A 25,135-nucleotide genomic window follows, 5' to 3' on the forward strand; every position below is an offset into this window, starting at 1 on the left:
GGTGTGACCTTGAAATTGACGATTATCTCCAATATTGTGTCTAGCCTTTTTCGCAGAGATCCTTTGATTAGCTTGCCTTCCCCACATGGGTATGCCAATTTTGGTTTTAAAGCGATCGCTGCAAATGGTCAGAGTTACAAATATGGCGATCGCAATTTATATGCTGTCATTCCTAAAGTTAAACTGCAAAATTTAAAATCACAGCAGTTAGATTACAGGTTTGAATTAGCTCAAACCTTCTGCATCCAAAAGGCGGGAAATGCGATCGCTGAATGTGAAGATATTTGGCATTATGCTAAAGGAGATCGGCAAATTTCCATCGCCCTGTCCGATGGCGCGACGGAATCTTCCTTTGCAAAGGAATGGGCAAAAGAATTAGTAACTGCTTTTGTAAATCGTGATCACGCTTATAGACAAGAACAGAATCTCCAAAGTTGGCTCCAGCCCGTACAACAAACTTGGCAACAATGGCTAGTCCAGCAAAATTTGACTTGGTTTGCCAAACGCAAAGCAGGCGCAGGGGCTTTTGCAACTTTTTTAGGTTTAGAAATTTTGTCAGATTTGAGTTGGCATGCTTTAGCAACTGGGGATTCTTGCTTATTTATAGTTCGCAACCAGCAAGCAAACCTCTATTTTCCAATCCAAAATAGCCATGAATTTAATCATCGCCCAAAATTAATTGGCACATATACCGAAGCTGCAAATATCCAGATGAATCAAGCTCATGGGGTTGCGGAATTAGGCGATCGCTTTTATTTGACCACCGATGCGATCGCCTGTTGGATTTTTAAGCAGATCGAAGCTAATCAAGATCCTTGGGTAAAATTAGGTGAGATTAATACGCAAGATGAGTTTGCAAACTGGGTAAATAAGTTACGCGATCGCCATGAGATCGCCAATGACGATACAACCTTACTATGCCTAGAAATTCGCCGTGAGTCATGACCGATATCCAAACTTGGCCGTTAAATATTGACTTCACGATCGCGGTACAAAATCCGCAGCTTTGCTTTGCCGATCCCGATCTCAAGCAAGCTAGTACATCCAAGAATTCACGGGGTAGAGTTTTACTATGGTCAGGTAATTTTGCCACGGTTTATAAGCTCACAAAGGGCGATCGCTCTTGGGCAGTGCGGTGCTTTACGCGCATACCTCAAGCCGATGTACAGGAACGCTATCAGTTAATTAGTGAATATCTCAGTAAACATCAGATTCCCTATTTAGTAGATTTTGAATTTTTAGCTCAGGGAATTTTGGTGAAAGGACAATGGTATCCAATTCTAAAAATGGATTGGGTCGAGGGAACAGAGCTAGATCGCTATATTGGCGAATATATTGACGATTCACAGGTATTACTGCGTTTAGAGCGGCAGTTGCAACAACTCCAAAAAGATTTGCAACGGGTAGGGATTGCCCACGGTGATTTGCAGCATGGCAATATCATGGTGGACGATCATGGGGAATTGAAACTTGTTGACTATGACGGGATGTATGTACCTGCATTGCATGGTTCACCACCCCTTGAAGTGGGACATCCTAACTATCAGCCGCCCAAGCGCTCAACCAAAGATTTTGGAGATCGCCTTGATGAATTTTCTTTCGCCGTAATTTCCCTATCACTGCGTGCTTTAGCCACAGAGCCACATTTGTGGGCAACCTTTCACGAAGACAATAAAAATTTAATTTTTCGGCAAAATGACTTTCAAGAGCCTGATGCCTCACCTGTATTTCAGGCGATCGCCAATATTCCCGATGATGAGACTCGCGAACTATGCGATCGCTTGATCCGTCAATGTCACGGCAAAGACCACGAAGCTAAGCAAAAACAACAAGAGTCAAAATCTCTTTTCAGGCTTCTACCTAATAGAGCTTTACTATGGGGACTATTGGGCATCATCGTCTCATTAGCTACTGTTGGCGGTATTTTGCTAATGTTCTCCAAGAATAAAACTTCAGCTCTAATTAGCAAAACCCCTGAGCCAAAACCGACAAGTTCCCCCAGTCCACTACAACCAACTAGTTCACCCACTCCTGTTCTAGACAAGCCTGTTAAGTTAACTCCGATTACTGTGTCTGCCTTACTAGAGCAATATGCCAAGGGGCGGCGTGATTTTTCCTATGTTCAGTTAACAGGGACTCAAGGCGATCGCCTACAAGGTCAAGATTTACGCAATATCAATCTCAGTAAATCCACCGTAGAAGGAGGAAACCTCCGCCAATTAATCCTCAAAAACGCCAATTTAAACGGCATTAAGTTAATCAAAGTCGATCTCCGAGGAGCAGATCTCAGTAATGCCAGCCTAATTGATGCAAACTTAGCACTCTCTAACCTATCAGAGGCTGATTTTACTCAATCTAGCTTGTTACGGGCAAATCTAGCTCAGTCCAAGCTTGGCTCAGCAATATTACAAAAAGCTGAATTAATGAAGAGCAATCTTAGTGAAGCTGATCTCAACTCAGCCAATCTCAGTGGCGCAAATTTAGCCCTTGCCAATCTGCGGAAAACTAATCTAACTAAGGCAAATCTGCGTGATAGTAACTTATCCGCCGCAAATCTCAGTGAGGCAATTCTCGAAAATGCTGATTTAACTGCCGCCGATTTGCGATCGGCGGAAATCCGCCAAACAATTTTTACCAATGCCAATCTTAGTAGTACTAACCTCACCGCCGCGAATCTCATCCTAGTTGAGTTGTCAGGGGCAAACCTGAATGGGGCAAATTTTCGGAATGTGACGGTTAAGGATCTTGGCAGCATTGAATCTGCGGACTTTACGAATACGCTCAATCTGGCGACTAATGTACGCCAATATCTCTGTACTTTAGCGTCTGGCAATATCACTGAAACTGTTATCCCCACCAAAACAAGCCTCAATTGTTCACTATAAATGCCATACAGCAAGCTATACGTTGACCCAAATAAAGAGTAAAATCGGATTAATTGACAAAAATCGTCAAAACTAACCCTCATAAATATCAACTCTTAGCAATTTACTGCTAGTCTGAAAAGCGCGAAAAGAGTATTACCGCAATGATCGAAGAAGAAAACTTATCCAACTCTGATGATCTCATCGACGAAGATGATGATGTTCTTGAGTCAAGGTTACAACAACTGGCAACCGAAGAATTGAAGCATCTCTCAAACCAAGACGAGACAAGCGCAGAAAGCCCAAATCCTGCTGCAACATCTGGCGAACCTAAAGCTGAAGCTAGCAAAGCTAGTACTGCTGCTGCCGCTACCCTTGAAAAAATCAACGGTTTGATCGCTGAGTCCACCGCTCTGAAGGAACAGTTAGATGAGCGCAAGCAACAATACTTGCGTTTGTATGCCGACTTCGAGAATTTTCGCAAACGTACAGAGCGCGATAAAGAAGAGCTAGAAGGCACAGTTACAGGCAAAATTCTTAAAAAAATCTTGCCCGTAGTTGATGACTTTGAACGAGCACAATTACAGATTTCGCCTAAAAATGATGGTGAAGCTGCAATTCACAAGAGCTATCAGTCAGTATACAAACAATTACTAAAATGCCTTAAAGAAACGGGTGTGGCAAGAATGGAAGCCGTTGGTCAAGAATTTGATCCGAACTTCCATGAAGCGATCATGCAAGAACCTTCGGCAGAATATGACGAGGGTATAATTACCGAAGAATTGCGCCCTGGCTACTTGGTAAGTGACGATCGCGTTTTACGTCACGCCTTAGTTAAAGTATCGTCAGGTAAGATTAACGGGGCTGAGAGCGAACCTGAGAATGGATCAGAAAGTTCACAAAACAATGAATCTAGCGAAGCTAACTAGACAACATTGTTAATAAATCATTCAAGATGCGATCGCGATTGCATCTTGAAATGCATTCTTAGGGTACATTATTCAGAAAATCACTAAGCTAAACTTTTAGAAAAGCTTTTTCACGGAACTGGCGATTATGTCGAAAGTAATTGGGATTGACCTTGGTACGACAAACAGTTGTGTTTCGGTTTTAGAGGGTGGCAAGCCTGTTGTCATCTCTAGTGCAGAAGGCGGACGCACCACACCAAGTATTGTTGCCTTTGTCAAAGATAGCAATGAACGGATTGTTGGTCAGGTCGCCAAGCGCCAATCCGTTACGAACTCGGTAAATACTATTTACAGTATCAAGCGATTTATCGGACGTAGCTGGACAGAGACCGAAAGTGAGCGCCGTCGGGTTCCATACACGACAGTTAAGGGCAAGGATGAAACTGTCGATGTCCAAATCGGCGATAAAACCTATACGCCTCAAGAAATTTCGGCAATGATCTTGCAAAAGCTTAAGCAGGATGCTGAAAACTATCTCGGCGAAGAGGTAACTCAAGCAGTTATTACTGTGCCTGCTTACTTTACAGATACGCAACGTCAAGCGACTAAGGACGCTGGCGCAATTTCGGGCTTAGAGGTTTTACGGATTGTCAACGAGCCAACGGCAGCATCTCTTGCCTATGGTTTAGACAAGCAGGATCAAGATCAAATTGTTTTAGTATTTGACCTTGGCGGCGGTACGTTTGATGTGTCCGTACTTCAATTAGGGGATGGAATTTTTGAAGTTAAGGCAACTTCAGGGAATAATCACCTCGGTGGGGATGACTTTGATGCAGCGATCGTAGATTGGCTGATTGCTGACTTTAAAGAAAAAGAAGGTATTGATTTATCCATAGATAAAACTGCGATCCAACGCCTCAAGGAAGCTGCAGAAAAGGCAAAAATCGAGCTATCTAGTGCTCCATCAACCCTAATTAGCTTGCCATTCATTGCTGCTAATGAAACGGGTCCAAAGACAATTGAGTTAGATTTTACCCGTTCCAAGTTCGACGAGATTACTGCAAATTTAGTCAAAGCAACCCTTGAACCCACAGCCCAAGCCTTGAAAGATGCGGGACTATTACCAAAAGAAATTAACCGCATTATTTTGGTTGGTGGTTCGACAAGAATCCCTTCCGTCCAAGAAGCAATCTCTAAATTCTTTGATGGTAAAAAGCCTGATCAGTCAGTCAACCCCGATGAAGCTGTAGCTATCGGTGCGGCCGTTCAAGCAGGGATCTTAGGTGGTGAAGTTAAGGATCTCTTGCTTCTAGACGTAATTCCCCTGTCCATTGGACTAGAAACCCAAGGCGGTGTATTCACCAAAAACCTTGAACGCAACACCACAATTCCTACCAGTAAGTCCCAGATTTTCTCCACTGCCGTCGATAACCAATCCGCTGTAGAAATTCATGTTCTCCAAGGTGAACGGGCTATGGCAAAGGATAATAAGAGCCTCGGTAAGTTTGAGCTAGAAGGTATTCGTCCTGCGCCACGGGGTATTCCTCAAATTGAGGTTTCCTTTGATATTGATGCCAACGGCATTCTCAAGGTATCAGCAAGAGATGTGGATACTGGCGTTGAGCAAAGTATTAGCATTACGAATACGGGTGGCTTGAGTCCTAGCGAAATTGAAAGAATGCGGATGGAAGCTGAGGTCTATGCTGAGGAAGATACAGCTCGTCGTGAGTTGGCTAATATGCGTAACCAAGCATCTAACCTGATTCGTACAGTTGAGGAAATCCTCAAAGACAATGGTCCAACGGTAATTAGCCAAAGTATGCGCGAAGAGCCTCTCAAAAATATGGACACACTCAAGCAATTGTATGAGTCCGACGATGCAACCTATGAAGATATACAAATTGCGATTAAGCCTCTGCAACAGTCATTGTTCGAGCTAACTCAAGCGGTGGAAAAATACTCTCAGGTTGAGCGAGTCAAACAAAAGTCTAGCGACACTTTAGGATAATAAAAGAGGGCAAAATGCCCTCTTTTATTATTTTGATTTCTGTTGTGGGCTTAAAAGCGATCGCTTTAACTGAAGTCCAAAGCGCTGTATGATTACAGAGTTATAGTTGTATTTTTGGTTACAGTTGTCCTCTACTAGCATTGACTAAGTATTGACAACTGAAAGCCTATACTGTGAACCGTGAGCCGCTATGTCACTGTTTGATTGGTTTGCTGAAACACGCTCTCGTGCTAGTGAAGCATATCGCCGCAAAACCCCTAATTTAAATCAAGACTCTCAAGAACGTGAAATTCCTGATGGTTTGTGGCACAAATGTTCTAGTTGTGGCGCTTTGACCTACGTTAAGGACTTGAAAACTAATTTGATGGTTTGTCCTGAATGTGGTCATCACAATCAAGTTAATGCCTATGAGCGCATAGCCCAACTGATCGATGAAGGCACATGGGAAGAGATGGATGCAGATTTAACTTCCTGTGATCCTCTAGGTTTTAAAGATCGTAAACCCTATATCGATCGCATCAAAGAATATCGCCAAAAAACAGGCTTAAGCGATGGGGTGATCACTGGCACTGGCAAGATCGATGGTTGTGATGCTGCCCTTGCGGTAATGGATTTCCGCTTTATGGGTGGCAGTATGGGATCGGTCGTTGGCGAAAAGATTACCCGTATGCTCGAAACTGCGACAGCAAAGCGCTATCCTGCGCTGATCTTCTGTGCTTCTGGTGGGGCGCGGATGCAGGAAGGAATTTTGAGCTTGATGCAGATGGCGAAGACTTCGGCGGCTTTAGAGCGCCATCGTCAAGCAAATCTCTTGTATATTCCCATTTTGACGAATCCGACAACGGGCGGCGTAACTGCAAGTTTTGCAATGCTGGGGGATTTGATTTTAGCTGAGCCAAAGGCATTAATTGGTTTTACAGGTCGGCGCGTTATTGAGCAAACGCTTAAGCAAAAAATTCCCGAAGGTTTCCAATCGGCGGAATATTTGCTCGATCATGGGTTTGTGGATGCGGTTGTACCAAGAACTAAGCTCAAGCAAAGCCTTGCCATGATTTTAAAAATGCATCAACCACCAGTTGATATGTCTAGCGAACGCCATCTTAATGGTGCTGTTAAGTCGGGAATTGATATTGTGTCCGAGGCAAGTTTAGCTGCTGAAGTTTAGCTCTATCAATTGACTTCGCAACCTAAGTAGCTTCTGACGGGTTCATAGTTCGGTATGGGAATGTTTGATTCGCAAGAGTAAGTAACCTGAGTCCAAGTTAATCTTTGATGTGCTTCGGGCTCGATCGCTAGATTCATCGCATAACGTGGCATATTGATTGCTAAATTAATTGCTTCTAAGGCTGTGCAAATATCCCACTGAACCAAATTATTGACCGCATTAATCAGAGGCAGCGTCGTACCTGAAAGCGTGCCATCGGGTAATCTCGCTGTGCCGTTTTTTATCGTAATTTGGCGATCGTCCCAAGGATATGTGCCATCGGGCAAACCAAGGGGCGCAAGGGCATCACTGACTAGAAAAATTTGTTTTTTCATCCGATAGAGGAGTTTGATCATTTCGGGCGAAACATGAACGCCATCAGCGATTAGTCCGCACCAAACCCGATCGCTTAATATTGCTGCACCCAATAGCCCCACATCACGATGATGAAAACTCGGCATGGCATTAAAAGCATGGGTGACCATCGTTGCACCTTGGGCGATCGCAGTTCTTGTTTGCTCAGCATTTGCCGTAGAGTGACCAAGACTAACGATAATTTGGCGATCGCGTAAGTATTGAATCGTTTCCCCTGATGGATCGAGTTCGGGGGCAAGGGTGACTAATTTAATAATGTCGGTGTAATCACCTAATACCTGCCGTAATGTATCGAGATTAAGGGGTAATAGATGCTGTTGGGGATGTGCGCCCCGCTTATCGGGATGCAGAAAAGGTCCTTCTAGATGGACTCCTAAAATTTTGGCTTCTTGAGGATCGGGATTTTGCTTTTGATGGGCGATCGCTTCGGCTAGGAAGAATAGCGATCGATGGAACTGCTCAATAGAGGCAGTAACGAGAGTAGGCAAAAATCCATCTAGTCCCTGTTGATAGAGAAATCGACAAATTTCTGGTAACTTAGCTGCGCGATCGCGATTTAGATCATTAAATGGAATTCCTAATGCTCCATTAATTTGGAGATCAATTGCCCCTTGAGTAGAACAGATAATTTGGTGTAAACCTGTCATGATTTCTCGCGATCGCTAAGTATGTTGTGGAAATGCTTGCAAATTTAGTTTTTATGGCATTTATGAGCTTGAGTTATGATGATTCTACATACCACTCAAGTCATCTAATAATCTTATGACAGTTCAATAAATCGCGATCGCAAGATTGCCATTTTGCGCTTATACAGCTTATTGATAAGGAGCATCAAACAATGATTACAGCCACTAAACCTATTCAAAAAAGGCAAACTTGGGAAAAGGCAACTTGGGAAGACTATGAAACACTGCGCGATGATCAACAGAGTGATCGCCGTAAGTTATTTTTTAATTGTGAGTATTTATGGGTAGAAATGGGCGCAGAAGGTATCAATCACTCTAAATTTGGCGATTTATTTGCGTTTATTTTGTACATTTTGGCTGACAAATTCCCCGATCTCAAATTGAGTACCTTTGGAGGCTGTCAGATCGAAAAAAAAGGCATAAGGGCTGCTGCTCCTGACATCGTGGTATATGTTGGCGATAATATTCCCGTTTGGAAGTCAGGGCAATCACGATTTATTGATCTCGATCAGTGGCGATCGCCTGATCTCGTGGGTGAGATTTCTGATACCACTTTAGCGATCGATTTGGATGAAAAGAAGAGACTTTACGCAAGTTTAGGAATTGCGGAATATTGGGTAATTGATGTACTAGCTGCTCGGATTTTTGCGTTTCGCTTGGATGAATCAAGCGTCTATCAGCAGTGCGAAGTTTCTCAAGTATTACCAAATTTAGCGATCGCTTTACTAGAACAAACAATGGCAATGTTAGATACAAAAACTAATACAGAAGCTGCAATCTGGTTTTCGCAGCAATTAAACTAACTAAATTTACCTAAATTGAGAGGGAGAGTTATCTTTATGACAGTTCCAATGCTCACGAATAAGTTAGCGCATAAATTCCTATTGACGACTCAACAATATCATCTCATGCACGAAGCTGGTGTTTTTCAAGAGGGCGATCGCTTTGAGCTAATTAACGGAGAAATTCAAACTATGTCCCCAATTGGTAGAAAACACGCAGTCTGTGTAACCCGTTTACAAGAACTATTTATTAGTCGTTTATTAGGCAAAGTACAGGTTTGGTCACAAAATCCTATTCTTTTGAATAATGGCTCAGAGCCTCAGCCCGATCTTGCCATTCTCAAACGTCGTGAGGATTTCTACGCTGATGGATTGCCAATCCCAGAAGATATTCTGTTAATTATCGAGGTTGCTGATAGTTCCATTGACTATGATCGCGATGTCAAAGCTCCTCTGTATGCGGTGGCGGGAATTCCTGAAATGTGGTTGTTTGATGTGAATAAAAAAGCGATCGAGGGATATTCGCAACCATCGGCAAATGGATATAAGTTAATCAGACGCTACGATGAGAATGATACTCTATCAATTCTTGCTTTTCCTGATGTGACTTTCAATTGGAATGAACTGTTTTAATTTATAGCTTTTTTTGTTCGTGAGAGTCATAGGACTTGTTGATCATCTTTGTATAAATATTAAGGTTTAAAATTTTCTCTGTATTCATAAGTCTCCAACAAAAATGAACATAGGGTAGTTCCAGCCCCAACGACAAGTTTTGCATGTCTTGAGGTTAAACCTTTAGATTGCTGACCTCTTCCATGTCCAGAACCATAGAGATTTCTTAATTCAGCAATTCCGACAGCAACAGAGCCAAGATTATTCAAAATTTTCTTAATAGTATCTGAACCCTTTTTTGCGTTATCTACTTCTTCAGGGGCAAGTTCTAATAATTTTTGAACTTGTTTCAATAATTTTGGTATGTCATCCTTTTTTTCATCATAACTCTCTTTATATCCATTCAAGATTGTTTTTAGGGTAGCTTCAATAAGTTCTTTTGTAGAGCCAATCGCTAATGAAGGATCAGTTTTAATTGATGCATTAATTCTATCAATATATATGTACAAGTGTTCTGCATCTAAGCCCGCACTTGGAATGGTTTCGATAAATAGAGCATCCAAGGTATTTGATTCTATACGTCCATTTTCATACTTGTATCCATCTCTTTCTAAGTAGCGAATAAGCTTTTGTTTTCCTTCTTCATATTGAGATGGAGCTTGTATAAGAATATCTTCGTAAGCGTTCAGTATTTTTCTAATGTCTTGAGGATTACTCCAATCTAATGACGCATAGTAACACTCTACAAGTGAGCGACGTTGACCAGTCGGAAGTTTGTCTTCAGGTAAAGCTACACACTGTACATTATGATTTTCAAAAAGCTCTGCAATTGTCCTTAACGTCCAGTCAACAAGCCATTCTTGAAATGCACGACGAGTTACCCTGCTAATTAAATCACGAGACATATAATATATTTTAAATCTAACTGGTTATACTAACAGATAATAGTTGGAGCCTTTATAAGCAAGTTTATCTAATTCATATAACCATCTGTCGATTGGTTACTAGAATCTTAACTTTAATCTTGAAATAGTTTATTGCATACGAAAGATAATTCCCCATATTTAAAGCAGTATCTCAAATTCATTATAATGTCTTGGACACATAACCCCAAAATCACGTCTATCCAAATTCAAAATATGGTCAACTAACTATTTTTTCAGTAAGCTAGACTAGTATCATACTTTTCCATCGAAACGAAATCCCTAATTACGAATCGGATTCACTTCATTTGCTAAAATCTCTTCATCTATCTCTAGGATATCCTTTTCATTTGATGCGCCCAAACCTACATTGTGAGGTAGAGCCTCTTTTATCTCAACAGTCTTGTAGCGAAGATAGCCAATAAAAGTGACAAGATCAGGGAAAGAATCCTCTGGCAAGTTATCAATTAACTCAATAATCTGTTTTCGCGTTGGAGTGAGAGTATTCATAAGTAAATATGAAAGATACTCATTATAATTTAGCTGCAAGATTAGGCGATCGCACTTTTAGCTAATTTTATGAGAAAGGCGATCGCATTATGTTTCAATTGGATCAAGTGATGGCGGATGTAGCCCTGTTTGGATCCAAAATTGCCTTGTACTGCGGATCGAATCACCTTCGGGGTAACGCATATCATTTAGATCAAAGCGATCGCAAGTAGCCCTTCCGATTGATGTCACACCTTTAATTACAGTTCCGCCAGCAGTCCAAATAAAATGTTCAGCCCAATCTTGTTTTCGCGGATTGAAAACAGGGACAATTTGTTGCGTTTCTACATCAAACCCAGCCACAAAGTTATATCGCCTTTCATTGCAACGACGGCAAGCAAGCGCAAGATTATCAACATCATCAGATCCACCTAGCGAAGCAGGAATGACATGATCAATCGTAAATCGAGATGCGCTGAGTCTTTCAGATGAGTGACAGTATTCACAGAGAAAACCTGCTCTTTCCCGAATAATTTGTCTAGTTGAATCAGGGATTGGTATTTTGAGCAATTAGCATCGCATTCATATGTGTAAATATCCGATCTAACTCACCTATCGCTTCTAGTTCCGCAATTTCTTCCAATGCAAGTTCATCTGCTTTCTTTTTATCTAAAAGTAGTTCCATTCGATCTTGTAAGCGATCGCTAAACGTAAACAGACTGAGATCACCAGTTTTCTTAACAGCGATCTCATGGAGAAATAGCGAAGGCTTAGTAAGAGTTGTAACCATAGAATTTTTGTAACAGCCTAATATGCAAGTATCATAGCATCTGGCATCAGAAAGTATTTATGGGTAAACATCAAAAAGATACTCATCGTATTTTGACTACAAGATTAGGCGATCGCACTTTTGGCTAGCTGATTTTATGGGAAAGGCGATCGCTTTGAACTTTTAGAAAACTCATAGCGATCGCCTTTATAGTTTATTGATTTTGCTAATTTACTGACGAGAAATTAAGCAAATATTGATTACACAACTGCTTGGTTTGCAACATTGCTATCAATTGCTTCTCTAAGAGCACGAACAGTCGCAATCATCGAAACCACATCATTCAATTGGTTAACGGCAGAACCAACACCAACACCAGACGCTCCAGCAGCGATCGCCATTGGTGCAGTGATATTGCTCAAACCAGAAGCACACATTACAGGGATAGAAACTGCGCGGCTGATAGCATGGGCAGCAGCAAGGGTAGGCGATGCCTTTTCGATCGCACCAAGGACACCTGCATGGGTTGGAGCAGAGCTTGTACCACCTTCAGTTTGGATGATGTCTGCACCGATTGCTTCGAGTTTCTCAGCGAGGGTGACTTGCTCATCGAGGGGCAATGTATGAGGAACGGTGACGGAAATTGCAGTGTGGGGCAATAATTCTCTGGTTTCTGCGGTCAGAGCAATGATTTCGTCGGCAGTAAATACACGACCTTGAGCATAGAAACTATCGTAGTTACCGATTTCAACAAGATCAGCACCATTAGCTACAGCCTCAGCCAACTTGTGAGCTTCGACAGCCGATACACAAATGGGCAAGGAGCAATTAGCCTTAGTGATCGCAATTAGTTCTGCATCAGCCGCAATATCAACAAATGTTGCGCCACCGCGATCGGCTGCTTGCACAACCATTTTCACAGAGTCGCGATCAAAGTTATGGAGACCGCTAATAATCTTGAGAGCGCTGCGGCGGCTAAAAGCGGTTGCTAAGGTAAGGGGTAAACGGGACATAGTTGTTGTAATCCTAGTTAATTAATTTACTTTATTGCAAATTTTTAGAGCTTGCACTCTGTTTCAGCCTATTTGGGATATTTTGACATGGTTGAGAGCTTTAATAAGTAGCTGAGGGAAATTTAAAACCAAAGCAATAAGCTGTGGCGCACGCTGTGCGTGCGCCACAGCTTATTGCTTTGGTTTTAAAAAAACTTAACTCAACATAGAGCGTAATAAATAGGTATTTTTAGCCTCCTCAGAGGTACTTGGATCAACACCAGCATATTTTTGGGAAAGAGAATCAAATTTAAAGTTTAAAATTAATCAGCTTTTTATATTCAATCCCTGACATATCAAGGGTTTCCAGACATTAGCCCTTAAAACTTAGGCTAGCATGATCGCGACGCAATATAGAACTGCTGGATAAGCAACATATGGCTAAGCTCAGAATTGGTATTAATGGATTTGGCAGAATTGGACGATTAGTGGTTCGTGTTGCTGCCAAGCATCCCGAAATCGAGATTGTCGGAATCAACGATCTAGTTCCTTCTGATAACCTCGCTTATCTACTCAAACATGACTCTACGCATGGTCTCTACGACGGCGCGATCACTGCTAAGCCAGAAGGTATTGAGATCGATGGCAAGCTTGTTCCCTGTACTGCTATTCGCAATCCGTCCGAACTACCTTGGGGTGAGCTAAAGACGGACTATGTGGTGGAATCTACAGGGCTATTTACCGACTATGCAGGGGCGATCGCGCATATTCATGCAGGTGCAAAGCGCGTGATTATTTCGGCTCCCACCAAAGATCCTGAGAAAGTAACCACATTGCTAGTTGGCGTTAACCACCATAAGTTCAATCCTGACAATGATTTGATCGTTTCTAATGCAAGCTGTACCACCAATTGCTTAGCACCGATCGCCAAGGTTCTCAATGATAACTTTGGGATTGCGGAAGGATTGATGACCACGGTTCATGCGATGACCGCAACCCAGCCAACAGTTGATGGACCTAGCAAAAAGGACTGGCGTGGTGGACGTGGCGCAGGGCAAAATATTATTCCTTCTTCCACAGGTGCAGCGAAGGCAGTAGCTTTAGTTTTGCCAGAACTGAAAGGGAAATTAACAGGAATGGCTTTGCGTGTACCAACTCCTGATGTATCAGTAGTTGATTTAACCTTTAAGACAGAAAAACCTACCAGCTACAAAGAAATCTGTGCAGCGCTGAAGGATGCCTCGGAGGGTTCTTTAAAGGACATTCTCGGTTATACGGATGAGGAGGTAGTCTCAACTGATTTTAGAGGAGATGCGCGATCGAGCATTTTTGATGCTGGTGCTGGCATTGAGCTAAATCCTAACTTCTTCAAAGTCGTTTCTTGGTACGACAATGAGTGGGGCTATTCCTGTCGAGTCGTCGATCTGATGATATCGATGGCACAAAAGGAAGAAATTCTCTAAACTTGATAATAAATTGCCGCGCGTAGCGCAGCAATTTATTATCAAGTTTAGACTTGAAGATCTTAGTACAGGACAAAAAGTTGCAAAAGTAGGCAGGGAGGGGTTTTATAAAAGATAACCACATCGTAAATAAAACCCCTATGAAAGAGATTAACCTATTCCGAGAAAAGTTGCAGCAACATCTGCAATGGAATAGAGCAAGACTAGCCTTTGTGTCCATGTTCTTGATCGCGCTAATGCGAGTAAAGACAGTAAACCTAGCTGAAATTGCCACAGGATTTAGTGGTTATGCCAAAGTCGAATCACACTATAAGAGGTTACAGAGATTTTTTCGAGACTTTGAAGTGGACTATGAAAAGATCGCACTCATGGTCGTCAAAGTCATGCAAATCCCCGAACCTTGGGTAATTTCTATCGACCGCACCGATTGGGAATTCGGTAAAACCGTGTTTAATGTGCTGACATTGGGAATAGTGCATTACGGTATTGCATTCCCGTTGGTATGGATGATGCTGGACAAAAAAGGTAACTCAAACACCCGTGAGCGCTGTGAATTGTGTAATCGATTTCTGGAAATATTTGGAGACCGCAAAATCGACTTTTTGAGTGCAGACCGAGAGTTTGTCGGTGAGGATTGGTTAGATTACTTGTTGTGTGAACCATGTAACCGTTTTCGTATCCGCATTCGTAAAAATACTTTGCTCAATGACGGGCAGAAAAAACTGCGTGCCGACATTTGTTTTCAAGACCTCCAAGTTGGTCAGTCCAAAGTATTGTCCAAGCCCAGAAAGGTTTGGAACCATTGGCTTCGTATAGCCGCTATGCGTCTTGATGATGGCGATTTATTAATTGTCGCGACGACTCATGACCCTGATACGGCTATTGCTGACTATGCTAAGCGTTGGGCTATTGAGACTTTATTCGGGTGCTTTAAAACCCGTGGCTTTTGTTTGGAGTCCACTCATCTTCAAGATCCTGAACGTCTTTCCAAACTAATTGCTTTGCTTACTCTGGCTTTATGTTGGGCTTTTTCTTCTGGGCTTTGGTTGGCTCAACTAAATCCCCTCAAGCCTAAAAAACACGGTCGTCTTCCTAAAAGCATTTTTCGCCTTGGTTTTGATTTCCTTCGTCACATCATCTTTGACTTACATCTCAATTCTCAAGCCTTCTTTAACTCCATTAAATTTTTGTCCTGTACTTAGCTTGAAGATACAAAAGAAAATAAAGAAGCGATTTTTGTAGCGTGGCTTTGCCACGCTACAAAAATCGCTTCTTTATTAAAACGAATTTACTGGTTTTTGAGCACATTTAGCGCGAGCTTCTCCCACACTAAATCTCTGATTAGTATTACAATTAGAGTAGATAAGACTGTTTCTATTATTCTCCTGCGAAACCTCAAGAATCAACTTAAATAAAGTTTTATATTGTGAATTTTGTCGTCTGTAGAATACACAATGCTTAGGAGGTAATAGTCTTATGGTACGTCATTATCAAGAAAAGATCATTTCCCTGTGGAGCGTTTTCTTACTCGGTTTACTTTTCCATACACAACTAGGATTGATGCCATTATTTCATGGGCTGAATGTGGTCGTATCGCAGGCTCAAAATATGGACGCGATCGCCCCAGTGATGTGGTTAATGCTTGTCTTTTTTGCACTACCAATGGCAGAAATTGTTGGCACGACTTTAACTAATAACAGACAATATCGAACATTCCATTTTGGATTTACAGTCCTGTATAGCTTCCTAAATTTATCGCATGTGATTGCCGATCTGATGGTGCAACCAATCATTTGGTATCAAATTGTCTTGATGCTGATTTTATTGATCATTGGGTTGTTGATTAATCTAGTTGCTTGGCAATGGATGCGTGATGGAAGAAACATTCATATGAAAGACAGTGAGCGGTTCGCTTAATCCTTTTAAGTTCGCCGAACTCTTATAAAGATGGTAATTGTTTGGATTCGTGATCGCCTCTGCATAGCTCAGCAATGATTCAGTAAATACGATGTCATTACCTTGGCTGAGTCCTTCGACTCTAGCAGCAGTATTGACCGTTGTACCAAAGTAATCAGATCGATCATTGAGGTTAACGCTAATGCAAGCCCCTGCATGAATACCAATTTTGAGAATGAGTTGCGGATCGGTTGACTCAAATTGCTGATTGAAATACTGCATGGCTTCTTGCATCGCGATCGCGGCTTTCAGACCATCATCGGGTGATGTAAAGCTAGCCATAATTGCATCCCCAATGGTTTTAATCACGGCTCCATTGTGGCGATCGACTATTTGAAAGAGAAGATTGAAATGTTGACGGACTAAACTATAGGCTTGGGAATCCCCCCTTTGACTATAGAGAGCCGTTGAACCAGCTAGATCTGTAAATAAAATCGTGACTTGGCGAATCAGTAAGCTTTCGTTAGGTGGAATAGTTTCACGGGGAAAGAGTTCGCGGAACATCTGCAAAGTTAAGAGGCGATGTCCTGAGACCACACCATATTGAGCATCAATCTGATTCCGAAATTCAGGATCATTGGCTTCTTGGGGAAGAGATCGCAATCTTTCGTCAATGCTAAAGGTAACACGCACCTGATGATCCGCATCTGACTGATGTTTATGACGACAGACTGGGCAAACATGGAAACTTTTCAGCTTTCCTAATTGGGTTGCCGCAAAATCAACTCCCTGACACATGGGACATTGAATATCCCAATTAAGAGTAACGATTCCTTCCTTCAAGGCAACTACTAATAATTTTAAGGTGTCCCGCTCCGAGAGTTGTAATTGTTCAGCAATTAGTCGTGGATTTGCGTGATAAAGCGATCGGCTATCAGGATTTTGGAGAAAAGTAATGAAATGCTCTTGTACACGAATGTCAATTTCATATTGACTCAAAGACTTTACTGCTTGAGCGATCGCATTATTAGTCTGTCGATTTGAAGTAAAGAGTTTTAGCATAGTTGCATTTTAAATATCGCCAAGCGATAAATTGGATTTGATAAGTAACAATCTGCTGCGTCTCAATTGTATTTCTCAAAATTCCTAAAAGTTATGCCTTCTCAATCATAAAACTTATTGCCAGTAATTATGTGAGAAATTTGGGCTATGGCAATATAAGTTGATGCAAATAATCATCCATTTTGCCCTAAAATCCCGCTATCTACAGATATTCATAAACAATATTTTGTTTAACTTATTTAAACTTATTTAATATTAATGAGAATCATCAAGGAATTTGATCATTCGTTGACATGGCTAAAGTCTCACTGTAGTATTGCGACTATTGTATCCCGAATTCAAAATTTACAGAATTATAAATAGATATGAGGAAATAATATGGAATGGTATTTACTGGCTTTAAAAAAGTATGCAGAATTTAATGGAAGGGCAAAGCGAAATGAATACTGGTACTTTGTTCTATTCAACTTTCTAATTGCACTAGTACTAGGATTTATCGACGGACTTCTCCATTTGACTGTTGCAGGTGGACTTGGTGTACTTGGTAGCTTGTATTCTTTGGCTGTCTTAGTTCCTGGAATTGCAGCAGGCATTAGGAGATTACATGACACAGGTCGCAGTGGATGGTGGCTATTGATCGGATTCATTCCATTTGTTGGTGTCATTATTTTGATCGTCTTTTTAGCTTCAGAAAGTCAACCTGAACCCAATCAATATGACGCATAGGGTATAAATTCAAGCTGTTTTAGTTAGTAGAGAAACTAATCTAAATTAATCTATAAGATTTGTTTGGAAGACAACTCCAGAAGCTCTGTTAGCTTTATACAGCTTGAGATCCATGATCCACAATTCTTGTGTTTGACTGAATTTGAGATATTACAGTCCAGCAAACCACTCATAACCTTCTTCTACCCAATAGCCTCGACGCTGCTGGAAAAGCTCATTAGTAAAAGTGACGCGAGTTATCCATTTTGATTGCTTATAGCCAAGCTTAATCGGAGAAGCTAACCGCAGAGGTGCGCCATTCTCAACGGGGAGATCTTGACCATTCTTTTGATAAGCCAGTAGCGTTTGGGGATGTAAAGCCGAAGCAATATCCCAACTCTCGTAATAATTATCGGCGGATTCAAAATAGACATAACGTGCTCCCGCCTTCGGTTGAACTAACTTCGCCAGATCGTAGAGACGTATGCCACCCCACTGCACGATCGCTGCCCATCCTTCCACACAGACATGACGAATCACCATCGAAGTTAAGGGTAAGGTCTGAATATCTCGCATACTCAATTGCATCGGATTATTGACTGCGCCATCAATTACCAATTTGAAGGAATTAGGATCGATAAGAGGAGTAATGTCATAGGAATTAATCAATAAAGCATTAGGCTCGATCGCACTAAGCGGATATTCTGGCGCAGGATTTTTTGCTTGAAAGATTAATTCTTCAATGCTTTGATTGAGTGGCTCGAATAAAGCTCTGACATTTCCAGATTGTTGGTTAAGAGGTTTAAAAATGGGACTCACTCGACTCGCCTCATTCGCACAACTTCCCAAAAACAAACCCATGCCTGACAAACTGGCATATTTAATTAACTGACGACGGGAAAACCGATGGTGTGGATATGGGTCAAATTTCATGCTGAATAATCCTAATCAATCATTTAATATCAACTCAAAAAAGTGTAGTTACACTTTTTTGAGTTGGAAACCAAACCCAGTAGGGGTTTTAAAATAAAGAAATGGCTACGCCATTTCTTTATTTGGTATAAGTAAATCTTCCAAAAGCTAATAGCTAAAGGCTAAAAGCTAATAGCTAAAGGCTAAACAAACATAGAACGAATCATTTTGAAACCACCGACTTTAAAGGAAAGAAATATATGCGCGATCGCAAAAATCAGCACAATCGGCACGGTGAGGAAATGGGCAATGCGGAGATTTTGCCAACTGCCAAATAGTCCTGAAATCCATGCAAACTGCACAGGTTTATACATACATAAACCAGAGAGAATCGCTAAGAGCAAAATCGGAATAATCGCAGTATAGGCAATACGATGCCAAGCGTAGTTTTTACGTTTAGGATTTTTAGCTTGTAGGGCTTGAATATCTTTTTCAGAAGCAAAGCGATGCTTCCATCGGCGCGTTAGAAAGATATAAATACCATAAATCAATAAACTCATGGAAAACACCCACATCGAAGCAAAGTGCCAATTCCTCCCGCCGCCAAGCCATCCGCCTAAGAGTATCTCTTTGGGAAATCGCCATCCTGCGCGTCCACCAAAGACAGGATTTGCATTATAAATTTGCAGACCACTTGCTGTCATCAAGATCAAGGCGATGAGATTAATGGAATGAAATGCCTTGATGAATATTGCTTGCTTAGGAGCAGGGGGCGATTTGGGATTTGGAGATTTTGGACTCATGGATTTAGCTGAGTTAATTAATTAGTATTGCGGGAGATTCGCAGACTCGTTCAACTTTATAAAGCTAAGGTCGGAAAGAATGGTGCTAACCAAAGTTGGATTTTGACATCCCATCCCAAAATAATTGCGATCGCTGTAATTGCAATCATCACACCACCAATTCTTTGTAAAAGTTGACTATGGACGCGAAATCTGAGGAATGATTTACTAAAATAGCGACTGGCATAGGCAAGTAGTAACATGGGAATACCTGCGCCAATCCCATAGCAAATCAATAAAATAAAGGCGCTAAGAATTTCCTGATTGACTGCCGCTAAAACTAAAATACTTCCTAATACTGAGCCTGCACAGGGAGTCCACAATAGCCCTAATTGAGAACCTAAGAGAAATTCACTAGCTAAATTGATGCGGGTTGGTTCTTTGAATTTAGGAATAGGTAACTTGGAGAGCAATAGATAATTTAATTTGGGAAATATTGAGAACAAACCAAGGACTAGTAAAACAGCGATCGCTAAAATTCGCATCACATTGGCGAATCCCGTCAGCCAAATACTAGCAATCCCTAAAAGACTACCTGCGATCGCAAATCCAGTGATCGTACCTAGCACTAAAGCGATCGGTGCATAGCGATGCGTTTGTAGCGATCGCCCGATTAAAATCGGCAAGATCGGCAATATGCAGGGTGAAAATGCAGTTAACAAACCAGCAATTAGGGATAAGGCGATCGCCAGAGGAGAGAGTCCCATAGCTTCTATCCCAATAGCTTTTGAATGGTTTGTTCTGTCTTGGCATAAGCACCTTCGCCAATATGGTCATAGACAAGATTACCTTGGCGATCGGCTAAATAGAGATGAGGCCAGTACTCGTTACCATAGGCTTTCCAAGTTTGAAACTCATTGTCAACTGGCACTGGGTAACGAATGCCATGTTTTTGGATCGCATCTTTGATATTGTTTGCCTCACGCTCAAAGGCAAATTCGGGAGTATGGACACCAATGATTTTTAATCCTTTAGCAGCGTATTGTTCATGCCATTTAGTCACGTAGGGTAAAGTACGCTGACAGTTTATACAGCTAAAAGTCCAAAACTGAATCATGACCACATTTCCCTTTAAGTCTTGAATTGACAAGGGATCAGAATTTAGCCATTGGGCAATGCCTTGAAATTCTGGTAGTGATTGACTGGCGCTGCTATTAATAGCCACTGAATTAACTGAACTATTAGATTTTGGGATATTGGGGTTAGAGACTATATCAGGAGAGGGTTTTGGATAACTGATCTGAGTAGCGATCGCTGCACTACCAATTCCTAAAGCTCCTAAACCCGCATAGGTCAATAACCGACGACGAGGCAAGAGTCCATTGCTCATAATATATATCCTAAAGGATTGCTAAGTAGAGACACGCCATCCTTTGCTCGTTAAGAAGAAGTAAGAGACGCAGCACCAAAGGTAGCGTTAAACTGGCGACACCAGATGGCAATAGACTGATATTGATCGGGCTGAATATCTTTGGGAACTGCATAGCGTTGTTTGCCGTTAAAGCTTTTGAGAGGCGCAACTACGATGTAGTCACCCTCAGCGATCGCAAAATATGGCGGCTTAGTCGTTTTTAAAACATCAGGAGATCGATGCAAAATCACAAACAAATCTGGTCCCTTATCTGATGTCTGAAAGGTTTGATCAAGTTCAACAAAATAAGTTCCATTTTCGTAGACAAGATTAGCCTTGCCACTAGTGGGATGTTCGCCATTGACGAAATTTCCAGTTCTCAATTGATTGATAGCCTTGGGAGTGTCAGTTACGACAGTAGATTTAGTTTGCAGAGATTTTGCATTCGCCGTTGTTGATGTGGGAATAGACTCGACTTGGGATACGGTTGAACGATTAGCACATCCTAGAAGTATCACTGTTAAAGTGACTAAGATCAGGTTTTTATTAAGCATAGATAGATTTTTTCTATTCCAAGAATCGTTATCAATTGGATCTTTATATGTCAGTCCAAGTCAATTTAATTTCCCCGACTTTTTCGCAAAAAGAATGAATTACCTTCGTCAAGCAACCCAAAAGTCGGAGATCTGGGCATATGGGTTTCTTTTGCCTACCTTGGATAATTATTGTTTAGGAGCATCCGCAGGTTTATCACTCTTCATCGCATCGTTTTTCATCGCATCCGCAGGCTTATTGCTTTTCATGGCATCATTTTTCATGGCATCCGCAGGTTTGTCACTCTTCATCGCGTCGTTCTTCATTGCATCGCCAGACTTATCCTTCATTGCGTCATTTTTCATGGCATCCGCAGGCTTATCTTTCTTCATTGCATCATTTTTCATTGCATCGCCAGTTTTATCCTTCATTGCATCACCTTTCATTGCGTCATTTTTCATCGCATCAGTGGGCTTTGTCGCGGGAGTAGATTGGACTGTGGGCGTGGATGGCTCAGTAGGAGTAGATGTAGCGCTACAGGAAACTAGTCCAGTGGTCAGAGCCAAACCAGCAATCAGTCCAAGAAATTTGTAGTTCATTTTTGTTAGCTCGCGTTCAATAAGAAGTAATGGAGAAAAAACCTTGTTTGGTTCACTTATTTGATATACGGAGCAGGGAAGAAATCGGATGAGATTAATTTGTAAGCACATTTCATGTGCTTGCAAATTAGAGGTTAAACTTCTCCTTTCATCACCATTTCGCCAGTGGGCTCAGGCATATCTTTATTGGGTTCAATTGTGATGATGAGGGTGTTAGATTGTTTGAGGGCGCTACCTAATGGCACTTTTAAAAATACGTTTCCCTGTGCGTCAGGACGGAACTGAGCGCAATCAATCTTTTTGCCATCAACGATCGCCCAAAGTCGATAGCTATTTTCTTGGGGAATCGGCATGAGATTTTGAATATTGATCATGGCTGTTTTTTCCATAGGTGCGATCATCACACTACCTGTTGCCGCAGGAATTGCACCCATCCCCTTGAGAGAAATCATGCGATTGTCAGAGGCTTGCAAGAGAGCGATCGCTTGTTTATATTTTTGCAGTTCTATTTGATTAGTCGCGATTTGTTGACGCATTTGGTAATTATCAAATCCCAAACCAAAGATCGCGATCGCACTAATACTACCTAAACCAATCCCCAATAATTTCCAGAAATTTTGACGACGCGGTACTTGCCTAGACTCTAGTGCTTGGGGAGCAGTTAATAAGTCTAGCGAATCAGCAATATTATTAGTGACATTCTCAGCTACAGGGATTGCCGTCGCCGCAATGCGATCGCGCAGATTTGGCGAAGGATGGGAAGCATTTAAACTCAAGGGCAAAAGTGCTAATGTTTCTTGCAAGCGATCGATTTCTTGAATGATTTCGGGATGCTCAACGATCAACTGCTGCATTTCCGTAACTTCTTCTGTGGTCAAATCCCCTAAGACATAACCTGCTAATAACTCTTCCCATTCATGGGGATAATTGGATACTGACATAATTACTTTCACTCCAGCGAATCTTTCAAACTTTCTCTCAATCGAATCAACCCATTACGCGCCCAAGATTTAACCGTTCCCAAAGGTGTATCAAGGGCTTTAGCAATTTCCGTTTGACTGAGTCCGTCAAAATATGCCATCTCTAAAACTTGGCGATGTTTATCAGGTAAGTCAGCTAAGGCAGCTTTTACCTTTTCTGAGCGTTCAGAAAGTGACGCATTTTCCATGAGTGATGAGTTACTGGTGTCATGGTCTGAGGAAATGCTTTGTTCCCATTTTTGGAGATGCTGCTGTTGCGATCGCGTTTTGCGAATACGGTCAATGGCTCGAGATCGCGTCAACACCGACAAAAAAGCGGCGATCGATCCGCGCTTACTGTCATAGTTGGTATCGCGACTGAGCAAGATAAAGATCTCTTGGGTGAGATCCTCTGCTTCTTGCAGATTGCCCAAGATTCTGAGAGAGAGACGATACACTAGCTCGCCATAGCGATCGTAAAAGATACCAAAAGCCTGACTGCTTCCAGATCGCCAAGCCTGCAATACTTCCACATCAGTTTGCTCTGAGATTTTCATAGGATCATAGAAATATCGGTGGTAAGGGTTATGCGATTTAATAAAGAACCAGATTTTTTGTGACGCGGCGAAGCCGCGTCACAAAAAATCGGTTCTTTATTCTTCTGCATGTCCCTAAGCGCAAGCTGTAATATACATACGCATCCTAAGCGAAAATGGATGAATTGAAAATCAGTAAGTAGGTGGGGCGCAAGATGCTACTCCTCCGAATCAGTAAACCTGTATCAAGAATCACAGCTTATGTTTTTGAATCATGCGATCGCCTATCAGCTAAGTTGGCATCTCCCTGCGCCACTACTGGCAACTACCGCAGCAGAAAATTCACCAATCATCTTGTCTGGGGTATTGCTAACCCTTGTAGTTATCTATGTAGCTAGCAAAGTTGGTAGTGAAGTTGCCAAGCGCTTAGATCTTCCTCCTGTTTTAGGAGAGCTTGTTGCTGGCGTGATCGTGGGCGTATCGGCGTTACATCTAGTTATTTTCCCTGAAGGTGGATTCACAGGCTCTGATTCACTGATCATGACTGCACTACAGGCTCTAAATCAACTCACACCTGAAGCTGTTCAGAGCATATTTGATTCTCAAAGTGAAGTGATTTCGGTACTCGCAGAATTAGGCGTGATCATCCTTCTGTTTGAGATTGGCTTAGAGTCAGACCTCCGCCAACTCAAAGAGGTGGGTATTCAAGCAATTGTGGTCGCCTGTGTTGGTGTCGCGGTTCCCTTTGCCGCAGGGACGCTCGGACTGATGTACTTTTTCCATGTGGCAGCCATTCCTGCAATTTTTGCTGGGGCGGCTCTGACGGCTACGAGTATTGGGATCACTTCTAAGGTTTTAGCAGAACTTGGTCAACTGAAATCGAAGGAAGGACAAATCATCGTCGGGGCAGCTGTCATCGATGATGTTTTAGGGATCATTGTTTTAGCAGTAGTCGCCAGCTTGGCAAAAAAAGGTGAAGTAGACATTATCAATGTGTTTTACCTGATCGTTAGCGCTGTTACTTTTTTGTTGGGCGCAATTCTCTTGGGCGGGCTTTTCAATAAAACCTTTGTGGCTTTGGTTGCCAAACTGCAAACTCGCGGCAATATCATTATTCCCGCCTTTATCTTTGCTTTCATAATGGCATTTATTGGTAATGCCATTCATCTAGAAGCGATCTTGGGTGCATTTGCGGCAGGGCTAGTATTAGATGAAAGCGATGCTCGTAAAGAATTAGATGAATTAATCAAACCGATCGCTGATTTGATCGTCCCCATTTTCTTTGTCACCGTTGGCGCAAGGGCTGATTTGGGCGTGTTAAATCCTGCGATCCCCGAAAATCGCGCTGGTTTATTGATTGCAATTTTCCTAGTCTTAATCGCGATCGCTGGCAAATTGGTCACAGGTTGGGCAGTCTTTGGCATCCCTAATATCAATCGAGTTGCGATCGGGGTGGGCATGATCCCCCGTGGCGAGGTGGGTCTGGTATTTGCTGGTATTGGTTCCGCCAGTGGTGTTCTCAACAAACCCCTCGAAGTCTCGATCATCATTATGGTTATTCTCACCACCTTCTTAGCCCCACCGTTTTTGCGTGTCGCCTTTGGTCAATCCAAGGATATAAATATGAATGAACCTGTGCAAATGTAGATATAGCAATAAATGAA

The 25,135-nt window shown here is 41.9% G+C and carries 27 protein-coding genes; 12 read left to right on the forward strand and 15 right to left on the reverse strand.

Annotated elements, in window-relative coordinates; genetic code table 11:
• Nucleotides 1–9: 9 nt before the first annotated feature.
• The 5 genes from HC246_RS08755 (at nt 10) to accD (ending at nt 6,945) form a co-directional block, all read left to right on the forward strand.
• A complete protein-coding gene (locus HC246_RS08755) occupies nt 10–945 on the forward strand; it encodes a protein phosphatase 2C domain-containing protein (RefSeq protein ID WP_169363047.1) in 936 nt (311 codons plus the stop codon).
• Nucleotides 942–2,885, forward strand: a complete 1,944-nt coding sequence (locus HC246_RS08760; RefSeq protein ID WP_169363048.1) for a pentapeptide repeat-containing protein — start codon at nt 942–944, stop codon at nt 2,883–2,885. Before HC246_RS08755 ends, HC246_RS08760 begins: the two co-directional genes overlap by 4 nt.
• A 143-nt stretch (nt 2,886–3,028) precedes the next feature.
• Nucleotides 3,029–3,793: a nucleotide exchange factor GrpE gene (gene grpE, locus HC246_RS08765; RefSeq protein WP_169363049.1), complete on the forward strand. Its 765-nt coding sequence runs from the start codon at nt 3,029–3,031 to the stop codon at nt 3,791–3,793.
• A 127-nt stretch (nt 3,794–3,920) separates the two neighbouring features.
• The gene (gene dnaK, locus HC246_RS08770) at nt 3,921–5,780 is read left to right on the forward strand and encodes a molecular chaperone DnaK (protein WP_169363050.1); all 1,860 of its coding nucleotides are present in this window, start codon (nt 3,921–3,923) and stop codon (nt 5,778–5,780) included.
• A gap of 190 nt (nt 5,781–5,970) precedes the next feature.
• Entirely contained in the window at nt 5,971–6,945 is a 975-nt protein-coding gene (gene accD / locus HC246_RS08775) for an acetyl-CoA carboxylase, carboxyltransferase subunit beta (RefSeq protein WP_169363051.1), read from the forward strand.
• Nucleotides 6,946–6,950: 5 nt separating this feature from the next.
• On the opposite strand, the gene nagA is transcribed toward accD, so the two are convergent.
• Complete coding sequence (gene nagA, locus HC246_RS08780) at nt 6,951–8,006, reverse strand: N-acetylglucosamine-6-phosphate deacetylase (RefSeq protein WP_169363052.1); 1,056 nt, start codon at nt 8,004–8,006, stop codon at nt 6,951–6,953.
• A gap of 191 nt (nt 8,007–8,197) precedes the next feature.
• Here nagA and HC246_RS08785 point away from each other — a divergent pair, with 191 nt between their 5' ends.
• Entirely contained in the window at nt 8,198–8,848 is a 651-nt protein-coding gene (locus tag HC246_RS08785) for a Uma2 family endonuclease (protein ID WP_169363053.1), read from the forward strand.
• Between the two features lie 36 nt (nt 8,849–8,884).
• Nucleotides 8,885–9,460, forward strand: a complete 576-nt coding sequence (locus HC246_RS08790; RefSeq protein WP_169363054.1) for a Uma2 family endonuclease — start codon at nt 8,885–8,887, stop codon at nt 9,458–9,460.
• A 59-nt stretch (nt 9,461–9,519) separates the two neighbouring features.
• On the opposite strand, the gene HC246_RS08795 is transcribed toward HC246_RS08790, so the two are convergent.
• From HC246_RS08795 to HC246_RS08815, 5 genes are all read right to left on the reverse strand, one after another.
• Nucleotides 9,520–10,344 (reverse strand): abortive infection family protein, encoded by an 825-nt coding sequence (locus tag HC246_RS08795; protein ID WP_169363055.1) that lies wholly within the window; start codon nt 10,342–10,344, stop codon nt 9,520–9,522.
• A 300-nt stretch (nt 10,345–10,644) separates the two neighbouring features.
• Nucleotides 10,645–10,872 (reverse strand): hypothetical protein, encoded by a 228-nt coding sequence (locus HC246_RS08800; protein ID WP_169363056.1) that lies wholly within the window; start codon nt 10,870–10,872, stop codon nt 10,645–10,647.
• An 87-nt stretch (nt 10,873–10,959) separates the two neighbouring features.
• Nucleotides 10,960–11,412 (reverse strand): HNH endonuclease, encoded by a 453-nt coding sequence (locus tag HC246_RS08805; protein WP_169364534.1) that lies wholly within the window; start codon nt 11,410–11,412, stop codon nt 10,960–10,962.
• Nucleotides 11,399–11,641 carry a hypothetical protein gene (locus tag HC246_RS08810; protein ID WP_169363057.1) on the reverse strand — a complete coding sequence of 81 codons (243 nt, stop codon included), beginning with the start codon at nt 11,639–11,641 and terminating at the stop codon, nt 11,399–11,401. Before HC246_RS08810 ends, HC246_RS08805 begins: the two co-directional genes overlap by 14 nt.
• 239 nt (nt 11,642–11,880) lie before the next feature.
• A complete protein-coding gene (locus HC246_RS08815) occupies nt 11,881–12,633 on the reverse strand; it encodes a DUF561 domain-containing protein (protein WP_169363058.1) in 753 nt (250 codons plus the stop codon).
• Between the two features lie 416 nt (nt 12,634–13,049).
• On the opposite strand from HC246_RS08815, the gene gap reads away from it, so the two are divergent.
• From gap to HC246_RS08830, 3 genes are all read left to right on the forward strand, one after another.
• A complete protein-coding gene (gene gap, locus HC246_RS08820) occupies nt 13,050–14,075 on the forward strand; it encodes a type I glyceraldehyde-3-phosphate dehydrogenase (protein WP_169363059.1) in 1,026 nt (341 codons plus the stop codon).
• A 140-nt stretch (nt 14,076–14,215) separates the two neighbouring features.
• Nucleotides 14,216–15,277, forward strand: a complete 1,062-nt coding sequence (locus tag HC246_RS08825; RefSeq protein ID WP_169362074.1) for an IS4 family transposase — start codon at nt 14,216–14,218, stop codon at nt 15,275–15,277.
• Nucleotides 15,278–15,551: 274 nt separating this feature from the next.
• On the forward strand, nt 15,552–15,992 hold the full coding sequence (locus HC246_RS08830; protein ID WP_169363060.1) for a hypothetical protein: 441 nt from the start codon (nt 15,552–15,554) through the stop codon (nt 15,990–15,992).
• Here HC246_RS08830 and HC246_RS08835 read toward each other — a convergent pair.
• Nucleotides 15,924–17,033, reverse strand: a complete 1,110-nt coding sequence (locus tag HC246_RS08835) for an adenylate/guanylate cyclase domain-containing protein (RefSeq protein ID WP_169363061.1) — start codon at nt 17,031–17,033, stop codon at nt 15,924–15,926. The genes HC246_RS08830 and HC246_RS08835 overlap by 69 nt on opposite strands.
• A 378-nt stretch (nt 17,034–17,411) precedes the next feature.
• On the opposite strand from HC246_RS08835, the gene HC246_RS08840 reads away from it, so the two are divergent.
• A complete protein-coding gene (locus HC246_RS08840; RefSeq protein WP_169363062.1) occupies nt 17,412–17,759 on the forward strand; it encodes a DUF805 domain-containing protein in 348 nt (115 codons plus the stop codon).
• 150 nt (nt 17,760–17,909) lie between these two features.
• Here HC246_RS08840 and HC246_RS08845 read toward each other — a convergent pair whose 3' ends face one another.
• The 8 genes from HC246_RS08845 to HC246_RS08880 form a co-directional block, all read right to left on the reverse strand.
• On the reverse strand, nt 17,910–18,671 hold the full coding sequence (locus HC246_RS08845) for a molybdopterin-dependent oxidoreductase (RefSeq protein ID WP_169363063.1): 762 nt from the start codon (nt 18,669–18,671) through the stop codon (nt 17,910–17,912).
• A 182-nt stretch (nt 18,672–18,853) separates the two neighbouring features.
• Nucleotides 18,854–19,453 carry a cytochrome b/b6 domain-containing protein gene (locus tag HC246_RS08850; RefSeq protein WP_169363064.1) on the reverse strand — a complete coding sequence of 200 codons (600 nt, stop codon included), beginning with the start codon at nt 19,451–19,453 and terminating at the stop codon, nt 18,854–18,856.
• Nucleotides 19,454–19,509: 56 nt separating this feature from the next.
• Entirely contained in the window at nt 19,510–20,199 is a 690-nt protein-coding gene (locus tag HC246_RS08855) for a cytochrome c biogenesis CcdA family protein (protein WP_169363065.1), read from the reverse strand.
• 5 nt (nt 20,200–20,204) lie between these two features.
• A complete protein-coding gene (locus HC246_RS08860; protein ID WP_169363066.1) occupies nt 20,205–20,822 on the reverse strand; it encodes a thioredoxin family protein in 618 nt (205 codons plus the stop codon).
• A 50-nt stretch (nt 20,823–20,872) separates the two neighbouring features.
• A complete protein-coding gene (locus HC246_RS08865; protein ID WP_169363067.1) occupies nt 20,873–21,397 on the reverse strand; it encodes a DM13 domain-containing protein in 525 nt (174 codons plus the stop codon).
• Between the two features lie 168 nt (nt 21,398–21,565).
• Nucleotides 21,566–21,838, reverse strand: coding sequence for a hypothetical protein (locus HC246_RS08870; protein WP_450091440.1), 273 nt, complete (start codon nt 21,836–21,838; stop codon nt 21,566–21,568).
• A 272-nt stretch (nt 21,839–22,110) separates the two neighbouring features.
• Complete coding sequence (locus HC246_RS08875) at nt 22,111–22,917, reverse strand: anti-sigma factor (RefSeq protein WP_169363069.1); 807 nt, start codon at nt 22,915–22,917, stop codon at nt 22,111–22,113.
• 8 nt (nt 22,918–22,925) lie between these two features.
• Nucleotides 22,926–23,492: a sigma-70 family RNA polymerase sigma factor gene (locus tag HC246_RS08880; protein ID WP_169363070.1), complete on the reverse strand. Its 567-nt coding sequence runs from the start codon at nt 23,490–23,492 to the stop codon at nt 22,926–22,928.
• A gap of 240 nt (nt 23,493–23,732) precedes the next feature.
• Between HC246_RS08880 and HC246_RS08885 the strand changes: the two genes are divergently transcribed.
• Entirely contained in the window at nt 23,733–25,118 is a 1,386-nt protein-coding gene (locus HC246_RS08885) for a cation:proton antiporter (protein WP_169363071.1), read from the forward strand.
• The last annotated feature ends 17 nt before the right edge of the window (nt 25,119–25,135 follow it).

This window comes from Pseudanabaena yagii GIHE-NHR1 (assembly GCF_012863495.1).
GTDB lineage: Bacteria > Cyanobacteriota > Cyanobacteriia > Pseudanabaenales > Pseudanabaenaceae > Pseudanabaena > Pseudanabaena yagii.

Coding starts and splice junctions, on each gene's coding strand:
- HC246_RS08835 (WP_169363061.1), bottom strand. CDS start 17,033: ATGCTAAAACTCTTTACTTCAAATCGACAGACTAATAATGCGATCGCT.
- HC246_RS08865 (WP_169363067.1), bottom strand. CDS start 21,397: ATGCTTAATAAAAACCTGATCTTAGTCACTTTAACAGTGATACTTCTA.
- dnaK (WP_169363050.1), top strand. CDS start 3,921: ATGTCGAAAGTAATTGGGATTGACCTTGGTACGACAAACAGTTGTGTT.
- HC246_RS08870 (WP_450091440.1), bottom strand. CDS start 21,838: ATGAAAAATGACGCAATGAAAGGTGATGCAATGAAGGATAAAACTGGC.
- HC246_RS08790 (WP_169363054.1), top strand. CDS start 8,885: ATGACAGTTCCAATGCTCACGAATAAGTTAGCGCATAAATTCCTATTG.
- HC246_RS08885 (WP_169363071.1), top strand. CDS start 23,733: ATGTTTTTGAATCATGCGATCGCCTATCAGCTAAGTTGGCATCTCCCT.
- HC246_RS08825 (WP_169362074.1), top strand. CDS start 14,216: ATGAAAGAGATTAACCTATTCCGAGAAAAGTTGCAGCAACATCTGCAA.
- HC246_RS08880 (WP_169363070.1), bottom strand. CDS start 23,492: ATGAAAATCTCAGAGCAAACTGATGTGGAAGTATTGCAGGCTTGGCGA.
- nagA (WP_169363052.1), bottom strand. CDS start 8,006: ATGACAGGTTTACACCAAATTATCTGTTCTACTCAAGGGGCAATTGAT.
- HC246_RS08860 (WP_169363066.1), bottom strand. CDS start 20,822: ATGAGCAATGGACTCTTGCCTCGTCGTCGGTTATTGACCTATGCGGGT.
- accD (WP_169363051.1), top strand. CDS start 5,971: ATGTCACTGTTTGATTGGTTTGCTGAAACACGCTCTCGTGCTAGTGAA.
- HC246_RS08840 (WP_169363062.1), top strand. CDS start 17,412: ATGGAATGGTATTTACTGGCTTTAAAAAAGTATGCAGAATTTAATGGA.
- HC246_RS08795 (WP_169363055.1), bottom strand. CDS start 10,344: ATGTCTCGTGATTTAATTAGCAGGGTAACTCGTCGTGCATTTCAAGAA.
- grpE (WP_169363049.1), top strand. CDS start 3,029: ATGATCGAAGAAGAAAACTTATCCAACTCTGATGATCTCATCGACGAA.
- HC246_RS08810 (WP_169363057.1), bottom strand. CDS start 11,641: ATGGTTACAACTCTTACTAAGCCTTCGCTATTTCTCCATGAGATCGCT.
- HC246_RS08855 (WP_169363065.1), bottom strand. CDS start 20,199: ATGGGACTCTCTCCTCTGGCGATCGCCTTATCCCTAATTGCTGGTTTG.
- HC246_RS08850 (WP_169363064.1), bottom strand. CDS start 19,453: ATGAGTCCAAAATCTCCAAATCCCAAATCGCCCCCTGCTCCTAAGCAA.
- gap (WP_169363059.1), top strand. CDS start 13,050: ATGGCTAAGCTCAGAATTGGTATTAATGGATTTGGCAGAATTGGACGA.
- HC246_RS08760 (WP_169363048.1), top strand. CDS start 942: ATGACCGATATCCAAACTTGGCCGTTAAATATTGACTTCACGATCGCG.
- HC246_RS08830 (WP_169363060.1), top strand. CDS start 15,552: ATGGTACGTCATTATCAAGAAAAGATCATTTCCCTGTGGAGCGTTTTC.
- HC246_RS08875 (WP_169363069.1), bottom strand. CDS start 22,917: ATGTCAGTATCCAATTATCCCCATGAATGGGAAGAGTTATTAGCAGGT.
- HC246_RS08845 (WP_169363063.1), bottom strand. CDS start 18,671: ATGAAATTTGACCCATATCCACACCATCGGTTTTCCCGTCGTCAGTTA.
- HC246_RS08800 (WP_169363056.1), bottom strand. CDS start 10,872: ATGAATACTCTCACTCCAACGCGAAAACAGATTATTGAGTTAATTGAT.
- HC246_RS08785 (WP_169363053.1), top strand. CDS start 8,198: ATGATTACAGCCACTAAACCTATTCAAAAAAGGCAAACTTGGGAAAAG.
- HC246_RS08815 (WP_169363058.1), bottom strand. CDS start 12,633: ATGTCCCGTTTACCCCTTACCTTAGCAACCGCTTTTAGCCGCCGCAGC.